Raw genomic sequence first — 15,009 nt, 5'->3', positions numbered from 1 at the left:
CCGTCCAATCTCCGCCAAGCATGCTCAAGCTTCACGATTTTTGCAACAGAGCCCCAGCACTTGCTCGGTGCGCCCCAGCGTCGGCTCGTAATCGGGAATCTCGATATTCTCGCGCGCGGCGGTCAGCCCCTCGATCGCGGCGCGCAGCAACGCCACCTCGCCATGCACCGACGCCAACCGATCCTCGACCCGCGCGAACGCCAGCGCCGGATCGTCAGCGTCGCCAAAACTATCATCCTCTTCCCGCATCGCCGCCTCCGTCCGTCTATATTTGACAATTTTTCACAACATCCAACGAAATCAAATGATAAGGCGGCGCGCGACCCGAAAGTCTCAATAGCGACTCTCTTGAGACTTACTGGCCTGCCAGTCGTGGGACTGGCAGGCCATTTTTCCGGTCGGCCAATTACCGGCTAAGGCCACGATCGCGGCCAATCCCAAGTTCGTGCGTCAACTGGTGGCTAAGGTCGCGCCCGCGCCCCATGCCCATCTCAAGCCCCAGCTCGCGCTCACGGCCGCGCAGGATCGATTCCACCTGGGGATCGCGCTCAAGGCTTTTCGCCATGCCCGCCATTTCCTTGCCCGCCTTCTCGCGGCCCGTCATGTCGCCGGCGCGATAAAGCCGGTCACGGTCCTGGGAGAGCTGTTGCCAGCGTTCCACGAACCGATCGGCGCGCAAGTTCGGATCGGCCCGCACCTTGGCCTCCTGCGCCATCGCATCCATCATCGGGCCGCTGCGCCCCGCCGCCGCCTCATGGAGCAAGCCGGGTTCGCGCTGGAACGCCGATGCCATATCGCGCGAAGCCCCCGCCCTGATCTGGTCCAGCGCCTCGGTCGCGCGCTCGAGCGCGACCTTCTGATGCTCCAATACCGGCCCGCCCGATGCGCGGGCCTGCAACACCGCCTCGGCCGAACGCGAGGCCCGCTCGACCGCGCGCCGGAAATCATGGGTAAGGCCCTGCTCGGCACGCGCCGGGGCTTCCTTCGCCGGCGTCGGCGTGCGCGACGACAGTTTCAGCCCATCGAACATGCCCCGCTTGGGAGCCGCTTTTTCCTTCGCGCCCTGCGCTGGCTCGGCCGCCTTCGCCGGCTCGGCCGACAGCTTCAAGCCGTCGAACATGCCGCGCCGCGGCTGTCGCTCGGCCGCGGCCTTCGCATCCCCTGCGCCGCGGCCCTCGCCGATCTCGCGTGGGCGTGGATCTCCGCCCATCTGGCGCATGGTGCCAGCACGCGGGCCAAGAAGCTCCACACCCTTGCGCTCGGGCGCATCCGGCAATCGGATCTCGCCCGACAGACCGCGCCGATCGGCGAACGATTGCGCCTCGGCGTCGCGGTCCCGATACATGGGATAATCCGACGCCATATCCTTCGCCCGCTCGCGCGACAGCGTGCGGACAAGCCGCCGATCGTCGGCGAAGTCGTCGCGGCCATAGTGGAGCTGCACGCCCTCACGGTGCCGCGACAGCGCCACATAGGCCGCATGGCGGTCCATCCCCGGCGTCGCCAGCACATGCCCCTGATCGACCGTCACGCCCTGCGATTTGTGGATGGTCGCGGCATAGCCATGATCGACATGGGCATAGTCCTTGAGGTCGAACGCCACCTGTCGGCCATCATCGAGCCGCACCGCCATGCTGTCGGGCGACACGCGCTCGACCTTCCCCAGCGTGCCGTTCTTCACGCCTAGCCCGCGCTCGTTTTTCAGGAACATGATGCGGTCGCCGGTCGCGAACTCGCGCGCGCCCCGCTCGGCCGAAATCCGCACGTCCTGCCCCAGCTCGCCGGCTTCGCGCAGCCGATCGCGCGCGGCCTGGTTCAAATCACGAACCTCGGCATTGGTGTGGGTGAGGATGATCCGCGTCTTTTCGGGATCGGCAAGCCGCTGCGCGTCCCATGTGTCGATCAGCTCGGCCCGCGCAGCCTCGCGCGTCTCGGCCGCGTGGACCATGCCATGCTCGGCATAGGCATGGATCGCCTCGCCGGTCCTGCCCGTCGCCAGCGCCCGCGTGGCGTCCTTCTGCCAGTCCTCATGCTGCCGGCGAACCTCGCTGATCTCGGCCGCGCCGTGGCGCTCGGCAAGGGACCGGAACGCCGCCCCGGCCTCGATCGCCTGCAACTGCTCGGGATCGCCGACAAGGACCACCTTCGCGCCGGCCCTTTCGGCCTCGGACAATACGCGCTCCATCTGGCGCGTGCCGATCATGCCCGCCTCGTCGATCACCAGCACGTCGCGCGGGCCTAGCAGCTCGCGGCCCTGGTCCCACTGATATTCCATGCTCGCGATCGTGCGGGACTGGATGCCGGAACCGCCCTCAAGCCCCTCGGCCGCGATGCCGGACAAGGCCGCGCCGCGCACCTGATAGCCGGCGCGCTCCCATTCGTCGCGCGCCACGCCCAACATGGTCGATTTGCCGGTGCCGGCATAGCCGACGACGATTGCCAGGTCGTTCTTGCCGGTGATATGCGCCAGGGCGTCCTTTTGCTGGCTTCCCAGCGCAAGGCTTCCACTCTCGGCGGTGTCTCGCCCCCCCATTTGAGACGCCGCCGAGAGACCATGCCCCGCCCGATCCGCAAGCCGATCGCCGGCCTGGCTCAACCGCTGCTCGGTGTCGATCATGTCGCGCGACGTGAACCGATCCTCGCCGCGCCCGTCCTTCCCCAGCGCCACCAGCTCGGGCGAGGTCCGCACCGCGCTCATCACCTGGTCGAACTGATCCTTGCCGTCGCTGTGCCGGAACGCGAACTGCGCCAGGTCGCGCCGCGTGAACGTCGCCTGCTGGCGCGTGATCGCGTCCAGCGCGATCTCGGGCCGCGCAATGATCTTCTCGCCATTTTCGCGCGCGATCCGGGCATGGTCCTCGACCCGCTCGGCCTCAAGCCCTTGTTCGGGCATCCGCGATGCAGCCGGCCCGATCTTGTGTTGCGGCTCAAGGTCGATCCCCTGCGCCGCCAACGTGCGATGGTCGATCCGCGCGTCAATATCCAGCTCGGCAAGGCGCTGGTTCACATGGTCGGCCCACGCCTCGCGCCACTCCTTCAGGAGCGCCGTGCTGTTCCACTCGACTACCTTCTTGCCGAAGCCGTCCGGGCTGATTTCACGCATCGACAACATGACATGCGCGTGCGGCTTGGGCTGGCCGTCCTTGCCCATGTCCCAATGCACATTGAGGTCGGCCACCATGCCGCGTTCGACGAACTGCTTTTCGACGAACTCGCGGGCGAGCTGGACGCCCTGCTGCTGGTTCAGCTCGCGCGGAATCGAGAACTCGACTTCGCGGGCAAGTTGCGCGTCCTTGCGCTTCTCGCCGGCCTCCACCTCGTTCCACAAGGTCGCGCGATCGTTTAAACGCTCCGGCGCACCTTCGGGCAGCATGATTTCCGAATGGACGACGCCGGCCTTGTTCGAGAAATCATGATCGCGCCCGAGTCGGTCATCGTGCAGCCGCTCCGCCGCACGATAGGCCGCGCTCGCAACGGCGCTCGATCCACTGGATCGGCCAATGACTTTCGCGGAGAAATGGTAGATTGCCATGACGATACGAAACTTACCTTTCTTAGCGCAGGTCGGCAACGACCTATAAGCGCGCACTCACCACTCACTGCCGTTCGCGTGATTGACTTCACCGTATTTCTGTTCGGAACCGCTGTCCTGCCAGCGCGATCATGCTACTGTGCGGCTTCTGTTCGACGGGCGCGAGGGAGAGAATGATGCGAAAGACGCGCGACTATGACGCCGAATTGCGGGCACTGAGCGACAAGGCCAAGTCTATCAAGGCGAAGAAGATACAGCAACTCGGCGAGCTGGTGACGGGGACCGGGGCCGATGCGCTCGATCTGGACACGCTCGCCGGTGCGCTGCTCGCCGCCGTGGAATCGGCCGACGCGGAGGAAAGGGAGGCGTGGCGCTCGCGGGGCGCGGCCTTCTTTCAAGGACGCGGGCGCAAGGCTGGGCGACGCGCTGGCGGCAACGGCGAAGGCGGAAACCAAGCTGGCGCAGGCGAGGCACAGGGTTGAAGCCGCCAAGCGCCGCACCGATACGAGAGGATGGGTCGTGCAGCGTCGCGAACGCACCCGCCATCTCATAGAGCTGGGCGGCCTCGTCCAGAAAGCCGGGCTCGTCGAACTGACCGACGACGATCGAGCAACGCTCTATGGCGCGATGCTCGATCTGGCCGCCCGCGCGCAAGGCGATGGCAACGCCCTCGCGCTCTGGAAGCGGCGCGGCAAACGGGCCTTCGACGCGGAAGCGGAAGGACAGGACAACGCGGAAGGAAACGCCCATGACTGACACGTCGCGCCTCTCCTGGCAGCTCCTGATGGTCGGACCGGGAATCGACCGGATCACCCCCGACATTCAGGACAAGCTCGCCTCGCTGCTCGATCTGCTTCCCGCCACCGCGACCATCAATGTCCAGACCGATGCCGGCTATGTCACCGTCTCGCGCGACTGGCCCAGTCACCGCATGGAAACCGTCGATAGCCTGGTGGACGAAATCGCCGCCGCTCCGGGCATCACCCATATCGCGCTGCCGGCAAGCGAAGGACAGGAACCGTGACGCGCGCCCTCGACATCGGGGCGATCCGCGCCCAGGTCCGCGCGCTCGATTATGTGCGCGGCACCCCCGCCGAAGTCGCGATGTGGCGCGAAGGCGATGCCGAAGCCCGCGCCAATCTCGCGATCGAAGGCATGGACCTCGACGCCGACGAACACGCCCTGTTCGACATGCTGCGCGCGGAAGCTGTCCCCCCTCCCCTCGCCACCGCGATCGTCCTCAAGCTGCTCGATCATCCCGACGCGGACCCGGCGCTGGCGATCACGCCGGCAACGATCGGATGACGATGCGGGCCGATCTCGATCATCTTCCCGCCGCCAAGCGCCGCGAACTGGAACGGGTCGCCCGCGTCCTGTTCGATGAATTTGAGGATGCCGTCAAAACCAAGCTCTCCGACAAACGCAAGGGCGGCCGCATCCTCAAGCTGATCCTGTTCGGCTCCTACGCGCGCGGCGATTGGGTCGAGGATCGCGCCAGCGGCTACATCTCCGACTATGACCTTCTCGTCGTCGTCAACTCCGAGACCTTCACCGATCTGCAAACATGGTGGGCGGTCGCCGACGATCATCTGGTGCGCGAGCTGACCGTCACCCGCCATCTCTCAACGCCGGTCAATTTCATCGTCCATTCCCTGATGGACGTAAATGACCAGCTCGCGCGCGGCCGTCCCTTCTTTGCCGACATAGCCCGCGATGGCATTGCCCTCTACGAAGCGCCGGGACAGGGCCTCGCCATGCCGCGCCAGCTCGACGCGCAGGAACGCCACGCCGAAGCCCTGCGCCATCGCGACCATTGGTTCCCGCTCGCCGCGCACGCGCTCAAGCTCGCCCAGGACAGCATCGCCGACGGCGTGCCGCGCGATGCGGCGTTCATGCTGCACCAGGCCGTCGAGCGGGCTTACAATGCCGTGCTGCTCGTCCTGACGCTCTACGCGCCCAAATCGCACCGTCTCGGCATCCTGCGCTCGCTCGCCGAAAATCTAGACCCCCGGCTGATCGAAGCATGGCCGCGCGATACTCGCGCGGCCCGCCGCCATTTCGCACAGTTGCAGCGCGCCTATGTCGAGGCCCGCTATTCCCACGCCTATGAAATCACCCCCGACGAACTGGCCTGGCTCGTCGAGCGCGTGAGGCATTTCCACACGATCGCCGCCGCGATCTGCGCCGAACATCTCGCCACGATCGACACCAAAAACGACCCAGGAGGATTGCCATGAAACCAGCCCTGTTCCTCACGCCCCTGCTCGGCCTCGCCGCCTGCACCCCCGCTGCGCCCGACCCTCGCGGTGTCGATCGCGACGAAACCGTGCTGACCGTCACCGGCACGGGGCGCGCCGAAGCCACCCCCGATCAGGCGTTGTTCACTGCCGGCCTGTCGAGCATCGCCGCCGACGCGCAGGCCGCCAGCGCCCGCAACGCGGAAACCATGAACAAGATCACCGCCGCGCTCGCCAGGCTCGACATTCCGGCGCGGGATATTCAGACCCGCAACCTCTCGGTCAACCGGATCGACTATGGCGCGAACAAGGGCCGCTATGAGGCCAGCAACAGCGTCGCCGTGCGGGTCCGCGACAACAAACGGGTGAGCGAAGCTCTCGCCGCCGTCACCGCTGCCGGGGCCAACATCGTCTCCGGCCCCAATCTCTCGGTCGCCGATCCCGAAAAGGCCAACCTCGGCGCTTATGGCACCGCCTACAAGGCCGCGCGCGCCAAGGCCGATGCCTATGCCGCCGCCGCCAACCTGCGCGTTACGCGCGTGCTGGCGATCAGCGATGGCGGCCAGGGCGGCTATATGCCGCAAATGGCCGACATGGAGGCCCGCATCGCCGCTCCCCCGACAGTCGTGCCACAGGCAGCGCCCCCGGTGATGGCGGGGACCAACATGAACATCGTGACCGTGCGGGTGGATTTCGCCCTGGCGGCGAAGTGATCCGGCATGGAATGGTTCCGCCAGCTCGGCCGCGCGATCCGCAACCTCGCCCGCCTCGCGCGCGAGCAACCGATTTGGGCGATCACGGCGCTGACCCTTAGCCCGCTCGCGCTCATCCGCCATCTGTTTCGCACCGCGATCCTGTTCCTGATCGTCGGCATCGTCCTGGCCGGCGGGATGCAATTCGTCCTCGCCTCCCTGCTCGGCCTGGCTCGCGATTCCAATCTCTACCAGCTCGGCATGATGCTGACGTTCCTCGTCATCATCCTGGTCACGCTGCGCGCCCTCTTCCAACCGCTGATCCTGCGCTATGGTGGCCCTGCCGGCGACGATACCCACGGCTCGGCCCGCTTCGCCACCGATCGCGAGACGCGCCCCCTCGCCCAAAATGGCGACGGCCTGCTGATCGGCCGCGACCGCAAATCGGGCAAGCCGCTGCGCTATGCCGGCCCCGCCCATCTGCTGACGATCGCGCCGACGCGCACCGGCAAGGGCGTGGGCACCATCATCCCCAACCTGCTCGACTATCCCGGCCCGGTCGTCTGCATCGACCCCAAGGGCGAGAACGCGCGTATCACCGCCCACTATCGCGCACGCTTCGGCCCGGTCCATGTCCTCGATCCCTTCGGCGTAACGGGCATGGTCGGGGCCGCGTTCAATCCATTGGATCGTATCGACCCTGCCGGCCTCGATCTCGCCGACGACTGCATGACGCTGGCCGACGCACTGGTCTATGACGCCCCCGGCGAAGCGGGCGAGGCGCATTGGAACGAGGAAGCCAAGGCGTTGATCGCCGGCCTGATCCTGCATATCGTTTGCCAGGAGCCGGCGGGCACACGAACCCTTGCCACGCTGCGCGACCGGCTCACCCTCGCTCCGCAAGCCTTCGCCGCCCAGCTCGAAGCCATGCAGGCGCAAGGCGGCCTCACCGCCCGCGCCGCCAATCGCCACCTCGGCAAGTCCGATCGCGAAGCCGCTGGCGTGCTGTCGGCCGCGCAGCGCCATACCCATTTTCTCGACAGCCCGCGCATGACGGCGGTGCTGGGGCACTCGGATTTCACGTTCGCCGATGTGAAGGCGCAGCCTACCAGCGTCTATCTGGTGCTGCCGCCCGATCGGCTCGCCACCTATGCGCGCTGGCTGCGCCTGATGCTCGCGCAAGGGCTGACCGATCTCGCGCGCGCGCCGGCCTCCCCTGCCCGCTCCGTCCTGTTCCTGCTCGATGAGTTCGCCGCCCTCGGCCGCCTCGAACCCGTCGAGCGCGCTATGGGCCTCATGGCCGGCTACGGCATCCAGCTCTGGCCGATCCTGCAAGACGTTCACCAGCTCCGCGCGCTCTACGAGCGCCGCGCCGGCACCTTCCTGTCGAACGCCGGCGTCTTGCAGATATTCGGCGTCAACGATCACGACAGCGCCAAGCTCGTCTCCGATCTGCTCGGCCAGGAAACGGTCGTGTTCGAGAGCATGAGCCGCGCGATCGACGCGGAAGAGACCGGCATATCGTTCGGATCGCAGCATGTCGGCCGCCCCTTGCTCACGCCCGATGAGGTCCGCACGCTGCGCGAGGATTTGCAGCTCCTGTTCCTCGCGGGGCAACGGCCGATCGTCGCCGCCAAGCTACGCTATTTCGCCGATCGCGAGTTCGCGGGGAAGTTCGACAAGGTGTAGAGCGTTTAAACCGTCTCAAACACAAGGTATTTCGACCATGCCTAATGAACGATTTGAGGAATTTGCCGATCGATTCATGAAAAGCATCGGCGAGCCGGGCTGTGACCTACAAGCATTGGTCGATGAGCTGATAGAACTGCACGCTGTCGAGCGCGACGAATTTAACCGTGTCCGCCTGATAAGTATGCACATTGCGTTGACCAACATCGCTGCCGAAGGCTTGGCCAAGGCACAAGCCCCAGGCTCTCAGATCATCGGCTTTCTGGCCGATAACCTTTCGACTTACCATCTCATGCTCCGCCAGGAGAGTTTGGTTGACGGGCAGATCGACAAGGCCGTGCTTTTGCGCGTGACCGAACGCGAAATCACCGCTGGCCGCATGAAGGGCAACGATCCTCTCCGGGCATTTGCCGAAGGCGGCGAGTATATTCGCGACAATCCGATGGAGGGCCTTTTCCACGCTGATCCATCGGCCGACGACAAACCCGTCCTGAATTGAAGCGATAGCACCACGCGCCACAGGGCGCGAATGTATAGGCGTATACAAATATACAAGTTCGCCGTCTGTTCGGCCTGGGCGTTGTTTAGCGGACTTTCCGCGCCCTCCCCTGCCGGTTCTTAGCGTAGGATTCCGCCCTCTCCCGCAACGATGATCGGGCCAGGTTCGCGAAATCGTTGTCTGGCGCACAAATCTTGAAGCTCGCCGCGCCGATCGCGGCCGCTCGGACCCGATGTTGCCGTTTTTCAGCCCTAGCGTCCATAAAACGCACTTCCGTGTCGTCGCGCGCGATCGTGCGAGGATCTAGCTTCCAAAAAATCGGCCGCCTAGGAAGCCCGTAGAGCGGCATCGGGCGCTCGACCTCTCCAACCCTGCCGAACGCTCAGAATGACGCCCAGCGGCCCGGAAATCGCCCCTGCCGCGACGTTTCCGCCTCCCCTGCCCTCTCGGCTTGATCGCTGCCCTATCCGCCTGGCTTTTCTGGAAAGCCAATTGCGACGGTGCCGCTGGCGCTGTGGTCGCGGCAGGGGCGCAGCGTTTAAACGATCCCTAATCCAACAAAAAGCGTGCCGGCGAAGCCGGCTCATCATGGGGGATGCCGGGTGGGAGGATCGCAAAGCGATCCGGGGCGGCCGCAGGCCGCGAGCCGGCGGGGGCGAAGCCCCCAAGAGGCGGCGCTTTTCTTCCCTCTGACCGTGCTTCAAGCACTGCGCCAGTGAGTCGCGCTGCCTCTGTCCCGATTTCCGGGACAGGTTGTCCGATCTGGCGGGATGCTGGTGGGTGAAACCACGTCGCGGCAAAAGTTATCCACAGGGCGGCCTAGTGTTAATATATGGGTTAAAGAGTCGTGTTACGGGATTTTGGCGTCTCCGTAAGATACTGAATATAATAGTGAAATCGGCCATTTTTTGGCCTTGGGCGTCAACGGAACCCCGAATCCGGTGACTCCAGAACCCCGAATCTGCGTCAACGAAACCCCGAATCGTCGGCGAGCGTCAATGAAACCCCGAACTTTTTCGTTGCGTCAATGAAACCCCGAATCTACGGTGGCCGTCAATGAAACCCCGAATCGAGCCTGACCGTCAACGAAACCCCGAACTTCCGCTTGCCGTCAACGAAACCCCGAACGGCGCGGAGGGTCGCCCTCCCCTGTTGCCGGTTCGCTATCCCGATCCCGATCTGTTCATTTGCGATGTTCTCGACGCCATCCCCAAGGATGACATGGCCTCGATGGAGCATCCGATTTTCTCGCTCGCGACCAAGCCCGATCGGCGCGTGTTCCGCTACGAGCATAACGGCAACAAGCTCGAAATCGTCCCCAGCGTCAAAGGGCTGGCGACGATCCACGACAAGGATATTCTGATCTACTGCATCTCCCAGCTCATCGGGAAGATGAACCAGGGCGAGCGGCCGAGCCGCACCTTGCACCTCACGGCGCGCGATCTGCTAGTGTGGACCAACCGGCAAACCGATGGCGACGGCTATGACCGACTGCGGAGCGCGTTCGAGCGCCTGTCGGGGACGCGGATCACCACGAACATCAAGGCCGATGGCGAGGAAATCACCGAAGGGTTCGGCCTCATCAACGAATGGCGGATCGTGCGGCAAACCCGCTCCGGCCAAATGTCGGAAATCAAGGTCACGCTCTCCGATTGGCTGTTCAAGATGGTCGAGGGGCGCAGTGTCCTGACGCTGCACCGCGACTATTTCCGTCTCCGCAAGCCGCTCGAACGGCGCATCTACGAGCTGGCGCGCAAGCATTGCGGCGCGCAGGAAAAATGGTCGATCTCGGTCGAAACGCTACAGAAAAAGACTGGCGCGAGTAGCCATCTGCGCGTGTTCCGCTCGATGCTGCGCGATCTCGTCGCGCACGATCATCTGCCCGACTATGCCGTGGAAATGAACGGCGATACGGTCACGTTCCGCAATCGCGAGGCGCTGGATACGGTCGAGGCGATCGAGGCGGAACCCGAACGGCCCTATATCGACCCCGAAGGCTTCCACGACGCCAAGAGCGTTGCGCCTGGCTATGACGTGTATGCGCTCTATGACCAATGGGTGTCATGGTGGATCGACAGCGGACGGCCGGAACTGAAAAGCCCCCGCGCCGCCTTCATCGGCTTCTGCCGCAACAAGCACAAGACCGCCCCCTTGCGCTAGTATAGGCGTATACAGCTATACACCTATACTAGCTGGTGATGCGCCCCCTCCCCTTCTTCACGAACAGGTCGTCCAGCGCCTCGCCTAGCAGGCTTTGAACGGTCGTCCCTTCCTCGGCCGCGATAATACGAAGCTGTGTGCTGACCTCCGGGGGGAAATGCCCGCCAATCAACTTGGTCCCCTGTCGGCCGCTCGGCGGGGCCTTGCGGGACACGTCTACCGGCTCGATCGCCGGCGCTGGTGCCGGGGCCGCGTCTCCGTCCGCCTTGGCGCGGTTCAGCACCGCTTGCAGACTGTTTCCGCCCTTCGCCATCACGCCGCCTCCGCTTCATTGTATAGGCGTATAGTTGTATACTCGTATAGCCGGTGGATTTCGTCGGCCGCTGGTCCGTGCGGCTCGAACTCCTGCACGGCCTGGCCTGCGGCTTGGGCGCGGAAAAAGGCTTTGCGGTTGCCGATCGTCACCGGGCAAACCGTCGCGCCCAGCTCCGCCACGGCCTGAATCGCATCGCCGGTTTCCTGACCTTGTGGGGGCACGAAGGTAAGGACCACGGCAAAGGCGCGGTCGAGCTGGCGCACAACGTCGAGCGTGTGCGTCATGCTCATGGTGTCGAATACGGCCGTCTTGGTCGGGATCAGGATGAAATCGGCTTGGCGCGCTGCCTCATAGGCCACGTCGCGCGCGACCGCCGCCCCGTCGATCACGACAAGATCGGTGCCGGCATCCTCGCAGGCTTTGAGCATGGCGGGCAGGCGCACCGGCTGAATCGACGCCACGGCGGGCGTGTCGAGCTGGCGCACGTCTTTCCAGAACGAGGCCGTCGCCTGCGGGTCCAGGTCGATGATCGCAGCGACCTTGCCGGCCTGCTCGGCCGCGACCGCCAGACAGGTGGCGAGCGTCGTTTTCCCGACGCCCCCTTTCTGTGAGAGAATGGCGAGAACCTTCATGCTACACTCCTACACGTATAGTCCTATACTTGTATACGCGGTGAACCGAGAGGGAAAGCCCTATCGTCGCTGAAATGACGATAGGGCGGCGCTGAATCTGAACTGACGAAAGCGCGGCGCATCATTCCTCCGGCTCGGCCTCGTCATCGTCCAGCGGCTCATGCTGCATCTGGCCGTGATCCTCGATCGGGCAAAGCGGCGCTCCGGCCAGCTCCAACCATTTGCGCGCGGTCCTGACGGTATAGCCGCACGTCGCGCACTCGCATTTGAGCATCCGGGTTTTCTGCTTCTTGGGCGCGGTCGACTCTCCATCCGTATCAAGGCGGGCATGGGGGAGGGGGCCGACGCTCTCCAAGATCGGCGCGATGGCCGCAAGGAACGCCTCGCCGGGGGTGGTGGCGCGCATCGGCCCGACTAGGCCCAGCCCAAGGGCGGCCCGTTTAAACGCCTTCCCATGCCCTGCCGGGATGCCGACTGCGGCATGGACCAGCTCATGCGCGAGGATGGCCGCGATCTGCGCCGGCATGGCGTCGGGCGCGTGCGCCAGGTCGGGCCGGATGAAGATTTCAAAATGGCCGTCCGCGCTCAAGCGATTATCCCAGCACTCGCCGATCGCCTTGGCCTTCGCGCCTCTGCTGGTGAAGCCGATCGCCACGCGCACGCGGTCGGGCAGGGGGGCGTCCAGCGCCTCGAACAGCGGAGCCATGCCCTGCGCCACCGCATTGAGCCAGCTTTCACGGGTTTGGTGGGTCATCGTCCTTACTCCCTTCAAATCGCCTGTCCGGCGATGGCCATGCCATCGGCCGGAACACGGACGCCCAAGAACGCCGGCGGGAGAGGGGGGCAGCGGGATTCGATGGGGGTGGAGCGGCCGCAGCGCAGCGAGGCACGGCCCCGTCTAATCCCGTTGCGGGGGAGAGAAGGCCGGGACCGGCTTTCCCCCACAAGGCAGACGACGCGCCGGCGAACGCCGGCACCTTGGCTAGCGAGATCCGCTTGCGATCTCGCCCCCGCCATGTGGGTCGTCACCTTGGGCCAAGACCGCTTGCGGGCTTGGGGAGCGCAGCGAGTAGGGCCACGGTGCCGCGCAGCGGCAGGCGCAAATCCCAGCCTCCGAACGCCCAAGGCGAAGGAGCTTGAATTAATGTCTCCGTTTTGATACACCCAGCCTCATGAAGCCGGTAGAGTGGTTGGGAAGTAGCAAGGCCGATGTTCGCGCCTTCCCCGAAGATGCGCGAACAGATGCCGGTTGGCAGCTTGAGCTTGTCCAACGCGGCGACGATCCCGACGACTGGAAGCCCATGAAAACCGTGGGGCAAGGCGTTCGGGAAATTCGCATCCGGGAAGCGTCGGGCGCGTTCCGGGTGATCTATCTGGCGACGTTGGAAGACCGGGTTCTGGTGCTTCATGCGTTCCAGAAAAAGACGCAGGCAACGGCAAAGAAAGACCTCGAACTCGCGGCGCAAAGGTTGAAACGATGGAAGGCGGAGCAATGACATCGGAAATCTATGAGAACGTGTGGGACGCGCTCGCTGATACCGAGCAGGAGGCCGCGAACCTGAAACTGCGCTCGTCCTTGCTGTATGAAATCCGCAAGGTGGTGCAGGGCTGGAATGTCTCACAGGACGAAGCGGGCAAGCGGCTTGGGCTGACACGGCCCCGGACCAATGATCTGCTGCGCGGCAAGCTGGCCAAGTTCTCCCTGGATGCGCTCGTCAACATTGCAGCGTCGGCCCATCTGCACGTCGAGTTGACGCTGAAAGAAGCGGCCTGAGCGACGGGCAAAATGGCAGGCCATCGCCCGTTTCGCGATCTTGTGGCTGATCGCATGAAGGATTGGAGTCCAGAGCGCCGCGCCCAGTATGAGGCGCGCAAGGCGCAGTTCGAGGCCGAAATGGCGGCGACGGCCGAGCTGACCGGCCAAGCCGCGACGCGCGCGGCGATCGAGGAACTGGAAGCGGGGAAGGGGGCACGCTTCCCCAGCGTCGATGCGCTTATGACGGATTTGCATGATGGCGATTGATCGGCCGCGCAAAGGGGAAACGGCTGCGGAGTTTTTCAGGCGGCGTTCCAAAGGCTCCACATTGGATGGTCTTGACCGCATCTTGGCCAAGGTGCCCGATCGGCCTCCCGAACCCGGCGACGAATTGCCCGAAGGCTGGACGCCCGATCGGCTCCGGGACAACCGGCTATGAGGGCGATTTTCATCCGCCACGGCCAAAGCACCGGCAACGCCGGCGTGCCCTGCGATGATCTCGGCGCGATCGAGCTGACGGAGCTGGGCCAGGAACAGGCGCGCGAAGTCGCGGCGAGCTGGACGCAAGCGCCCGCGCTCATCGTCACGTCGCCCTATACGCGCACCCGGCAGACGGCCGCGCCGACGATCGCGCGCTTTCCCGGCGTGCCGGTCGAAGTGTGGCCGATCGAAGAGTTCACCTATCTGCAACCGGCGCGCTGGAACGGCACGCGCAGCGCGGAGCGGATGCCGCACCTCGAACGCTATTGGAGCGCGGCCGATCCTGATTATTGCGACGGGGAAGGGGCGGAGAGCTTCGCCACCCTGCTACGGCGCTGCGAGGCCGCGCTGGCGCGGCTCGCCGCCATGCCGGCTGCATCGCTGGTCTATGTGTTCGGGCATGGGCAGTTCATCCAGGCCGCGCGCGCGATCGTCGCTGACGCCCATCTGGACGAACGGGCCAAGATGCGGGCGTTCTGGCGCAAGGGCGAGCCGCCCGCGATCGCCAACGCGCAGCGGGTAGGATTTCATTGGGAAGGTGGCCGCTGGTCCTGTGCGCCGGCGCTGGCCGGCACGGCCTAAAACTGCGCGGAAAGCCGGGGCCACAAAGCCTGAAAATCTGCTTGCAGCGTCGCCCAGCTCGCGGAGTCCAGAAACTCGCCCTGGTCGTTATCTTCAAGCCGGTGATATTGCATGACGGCCGCCTCGGCTTCGGCCTGGTGCGCCGCAAGCCATGCCTCCATCTCGCGCACGATCTCATGCTGTTCCGGCCTCAACAGCTTCGGATTGACGTAGGTTCGCACAACGAAATTCGTCGGGGTGGGGTAAAAGACGGTGTGATTCCGCATACAATATTTGTTGAAGGTCACATGGCCGCCTGAATTGTCGATCTTTGGTTCGGCCTGGAAGCGACCGAGTAGCAGGCCGCCGGCGAACGGTATGGCGAGCGGCGATCCGTTCGCCGGCTCTGTTGCAAAAATCGTGAAGCTTGAGCATGCTTGGCGGAGATTGGACGG

General features: G+C 64.9%; 19 protein-coding genes and 1 pseudogene. 14 read left to right on the top strand and 6 right to left on the bottom strand.

Going from position 1 to position 15,009, the window contains the following annotated elements; all coding sequences use genetic code 11:
- Positions 1 to 48: 48 nt before the first annotated feature.
- Together SPHS8_RS19680 and traA are read right to left on the bottom strand one after the other, a co-directional pair.
- A pseudogene (locus SPHS8_RS19680) lies at positions 49 to 249 on the bottom strand (DUF6118 family protein); the annotation flags it as partial.
- Between the two features lie 157 nt (positions 250 to 406).
- Positions 407 to 3,532, bottom strand: a complete 3,126-nt coding sequence (gene traA / locus SPHS8_RS19675) for a Ti-type conjugative transfer relaxase TraA (RefSeq protein ID WP_013038673.1) — start codon at positions 3,530 to 3,532, stop codon at positions 407 to 409.
- A 176-nt stretch (positions 3,533 to 3,708) separates the two neighbouring features.
- On the opposite strand from traA, the gene SPHS8_RS19670 reads away from it, so the two are divergent.
- The 9 genes from SPHS8_RS19670 to SPHS8_RS19630 all read left to right on the top strand — a co-directional run bounded on the left by SPHS8_RS19670 (position 3,709) and on the right by SPHS8_RS19630 (position 10,809).
- Positions 3,709 to 4,014: a conjugal transfer protein TraD gene (locus tag SPHS8_RS19670; protein WP_013038674.1), complete on the top strand. Its 306-nt coding sequence runs from the start codon at positions 3,709 to 3,711 to the stop codon at positions 4,012 to 4,014.
- A 37-nt stretch (positions 4,015 to 4,051) separates the two neighbouring features.
- Positions 4,052 to 4,288: a conjugal transfer protein TraD gene (locus SPHS8_RS19665; protein WP_013038675.1), complete on the top strand. Its 237-nt coding sequence runs from the start codon at positions 4,052 to 4,054 to the stop codon at positions 4,286 to 4,288.
- The gene (locus tag SPHS8_RS19660) at positions 4,281 to 4,556 is read left to right on the top strand and encodes a hypothetical protein (protein ID WP_013038676.1); all 276 of its coding nucleotides are present in this window, start codon (positions 4,281 to 4,283) and stop codon (positions 4,554 to 4,556) included. The genes SPHS8_RS19665 and SPHS8_RS19660 overlap by 8 nt, the downstream gene beginning before the upstream one ends.
- Positions 4,553 to 4,837, top strand: coding sequence for a hypothetical protein (locus SPHS8_RS19655; RefSeq protein WP_013038677.1), 285 nt, complete (start codon positions 4,553 to 4,555; stop codon positions 4,835 to 4,837). The genes SPHS8_RS19660 and SPHS8_RS19655 overlap by 4 nt, the downstream gene beginning before the upstream one ends.
- Entirely contained in the window at positions 4,834 to 5,769 is a 936-nt protein-coding gene (locus tag SPHS8_RS19650) for a HEPN domain-containing protein (protein WP_013038678.1), read from the top strand. Before SPHS8_RS19655 ends, SPHS8_RS19650 begins: the two co-directional genes overlap by 4 nt.
- Positions 5,766 to 6,482 carry an SIMPL domain-containing protein gene (locus tag SPHS8_RS19645; protein ID WP_013038679.1) on the top strand — a complete coding sequence of 239 codons (717 nt, stop codon included), beginning with the start codon at positions 5,766 to 5,768 and terminating at the stop codon, positions 6,480 to 6,482. The genes SPHS8_RS19650 and SPHS8_RS19645 overlap by 4 nt, the downstream gene beginning before the upstream one ends.
- Positions 6,483 to 6,488: 6 nt before the next feature.
- On the top strand, positions 6,489 to 8,150 hold the full coding sequence (locus tag SPHS8_RS19640) for a type IV secretory system conjugative DNA transfer family protein (protein WP_013038680.1): 1,662 nt from the start codon (positions 6,489 to 6,491) through the stop codon (positions 8,148 to 8,150).
- A 76-nt stretch (positions 8,151 to 8,226) separates the two neighbouring features.
- Positions 8,227 to 8,649 (top strand): hypothetical protein, encoded by a 423-nt coding sequence (locus tag SPHS8_RS19635; RefSeq protein WP_020819899.1) that lies wholly within the window; start codon positions 8,227 to 8,229, stop codon positions 8,647 to 8,649.
- A gap of 1,056 nt (positions 8,650 to 9,705) precedes the next feature.
- Positions 9,706 to 10,809, top strand: coding sequence for a replication initiator protein A (locus SPHS8_RS19630; RefSeq protein WP_004213366.1), 1,104 nt, complete (start codon positions 9,706 to 9,708; stop codon positions 10,807 to 10,809).
- A gap of 28 nt (positions 10,810 to 10,837) precedes the next feature.
- Here SPHS8_RS19630 and SPHS8_RS19625 read toward each other — a convergent pair whose 3' ends face one another.
- The 3 genes from SPHS8_RS19625 to SPHS8_RS19615 form a co-directional block, all read right to left on the bottom strand.
- Complete coding sequence (locus SPHS8_RS19625; RefSeq protein WP_013038654.1) at positions 10,838 to 11,122, bottom strand: ribbon-helix-helix domain-containing protein; 285 nt, start codon at positions 11,120 to 11,122, stop codon at positions 10,838 to 10,840.
- Positions 11,122 to 11,757, bottom strand: coding sequence for a nucleotide-binding protein (locus tag SPHS8_RS19620; protein WP_004213364.1), 636 nt, complete (start codon positions 11,755 to 11,757; stop codon positions 11,122 to 11,124). The genes SPHS8_RS19625 and SPHS8_RS19620 overlap by 1 nt, the downstream gene beginning before the upstream one ends.
- A gap of 121 nt (positions 11,758 to 11,878) precedes the next feature.
- Positions 11,879 to 12,511 (bottom strand): transcription elongation protein SprT, encoded by a 633-nt coding sequence (locus SPHS8_RS19615; RefSeq protein ID WP_013038655.1) that lies wholly within the window; start codon positions 12,509 to 12,511, stop codon positions 11,879 to 11,881.
- A 418-nt stretch (positions 12,512 to 12,929) separates the two neighbouring features.
- Here SPHS8_RS19615 and SPHS8_RS19610 point away from each other — a divergent pair, with 418 nt between their 5' ends.
- From SPHS8_RS19610 to SPHS8_RS19590, 5 genes are read left to right on the top strand one after another with little or no spacing between them, the layout of a single operon-like run.
- The gene (locus SPHS8_RS19610; RefSeq protein WP_013038657.1) at positions 12,930 to 13,253 is read left to right on the top strand and encodes a type II toxin-antitoxin system RelE/ParE family toxin; all 324 of its coding nucleotides are present in this window, start codon (positions 12,930 to 12,932) and stop codon (positions 13,251 to 13,253) included.
- On the top strand, positions 13,250 to 13,531 hold the full coding sequence (locus SPHS8_RS19605) for a helix-turn-helix domain-containing protein (protein WP_013038658.1): 282 nt from the start codon (positions 13,250 to 13,252) through the stop codon (positions 13,529 to 13,531). The genes SPHS8_RS19610 and SPHS8_RS19605 overlap by 4 nt, the downstream gene beginning before the upstream one ends.
- Positions 13,532 to 13,543: 12 nt before the next feature.
- Positions 13,544 to 13,780, top strand: coding sequence for a hypothetical protein (locus SPHS8_RS19600; RefSeq protein WP_013038659.1), 237 nt, complete (start codon positions 13,544 to 13,546; stop codon positions 13,778 to 13,780).
- On the top strand, positions 13,767 to 13,952 hold the full coding sequence (locus SPHS8_RS19595) for a hypothetical protein (RefSeq protein ID WP_020818094.1): 186 nt from the start codon (positions 13,767 to 13,769) through the stop codon (positions 13,950 to 13,952). Before SPHS8_RS19600 ends, SPHS8_RS19595 begins: the two co-directional genes overlap by 14 nt.
- Positions 13,949 to 14,575 carry a histidine phosphatase family protein gene (locus SPHS8_RS19590; RefSeq protein WP_013038661.1) on the top strand — a complete coding sequence of 209 codons (627 nt, stop codon included), beginning with the start codon at positions 13,949 to 13,951 and terminating at the stop codon, positions 14,573 to 14,575. The genes SPHS8_RS19595 and SPHS8_RS19590 overlap by 4 nt, the downstream gene beginning before the upstream one ends.
- On the opposite strand, the gene SPHS8_RS19585 is transcribed toward SPHS8_RS19590, so the two are convergent.
- On the bottom strand, positions 14,572 to 15,009 hold a 438-nt coding region (locus SPHS8_RS19585), incomplete at its 5' end, for a hypothetical protein (protein ID WP_201516815.1). The two genes, SPHS8_RS19590 and SPHS8_RS19585, sit on opposite strands and share 4 nt — an antisense overlap.

This window comes from Sphingobium sp. S6, from assembly GCF_905120495.1.
Taxonomy (GTDB): domain Bacteria; phylum Pseudomonadota; class Alphaproteobacteria; order Sphingomonadales; family Sphingomonadaceae; genus Sphingobium; species Sphingobium agri.
This window is presented reverse-complemented; position numbering and strand designations above follow the sequence as displayed.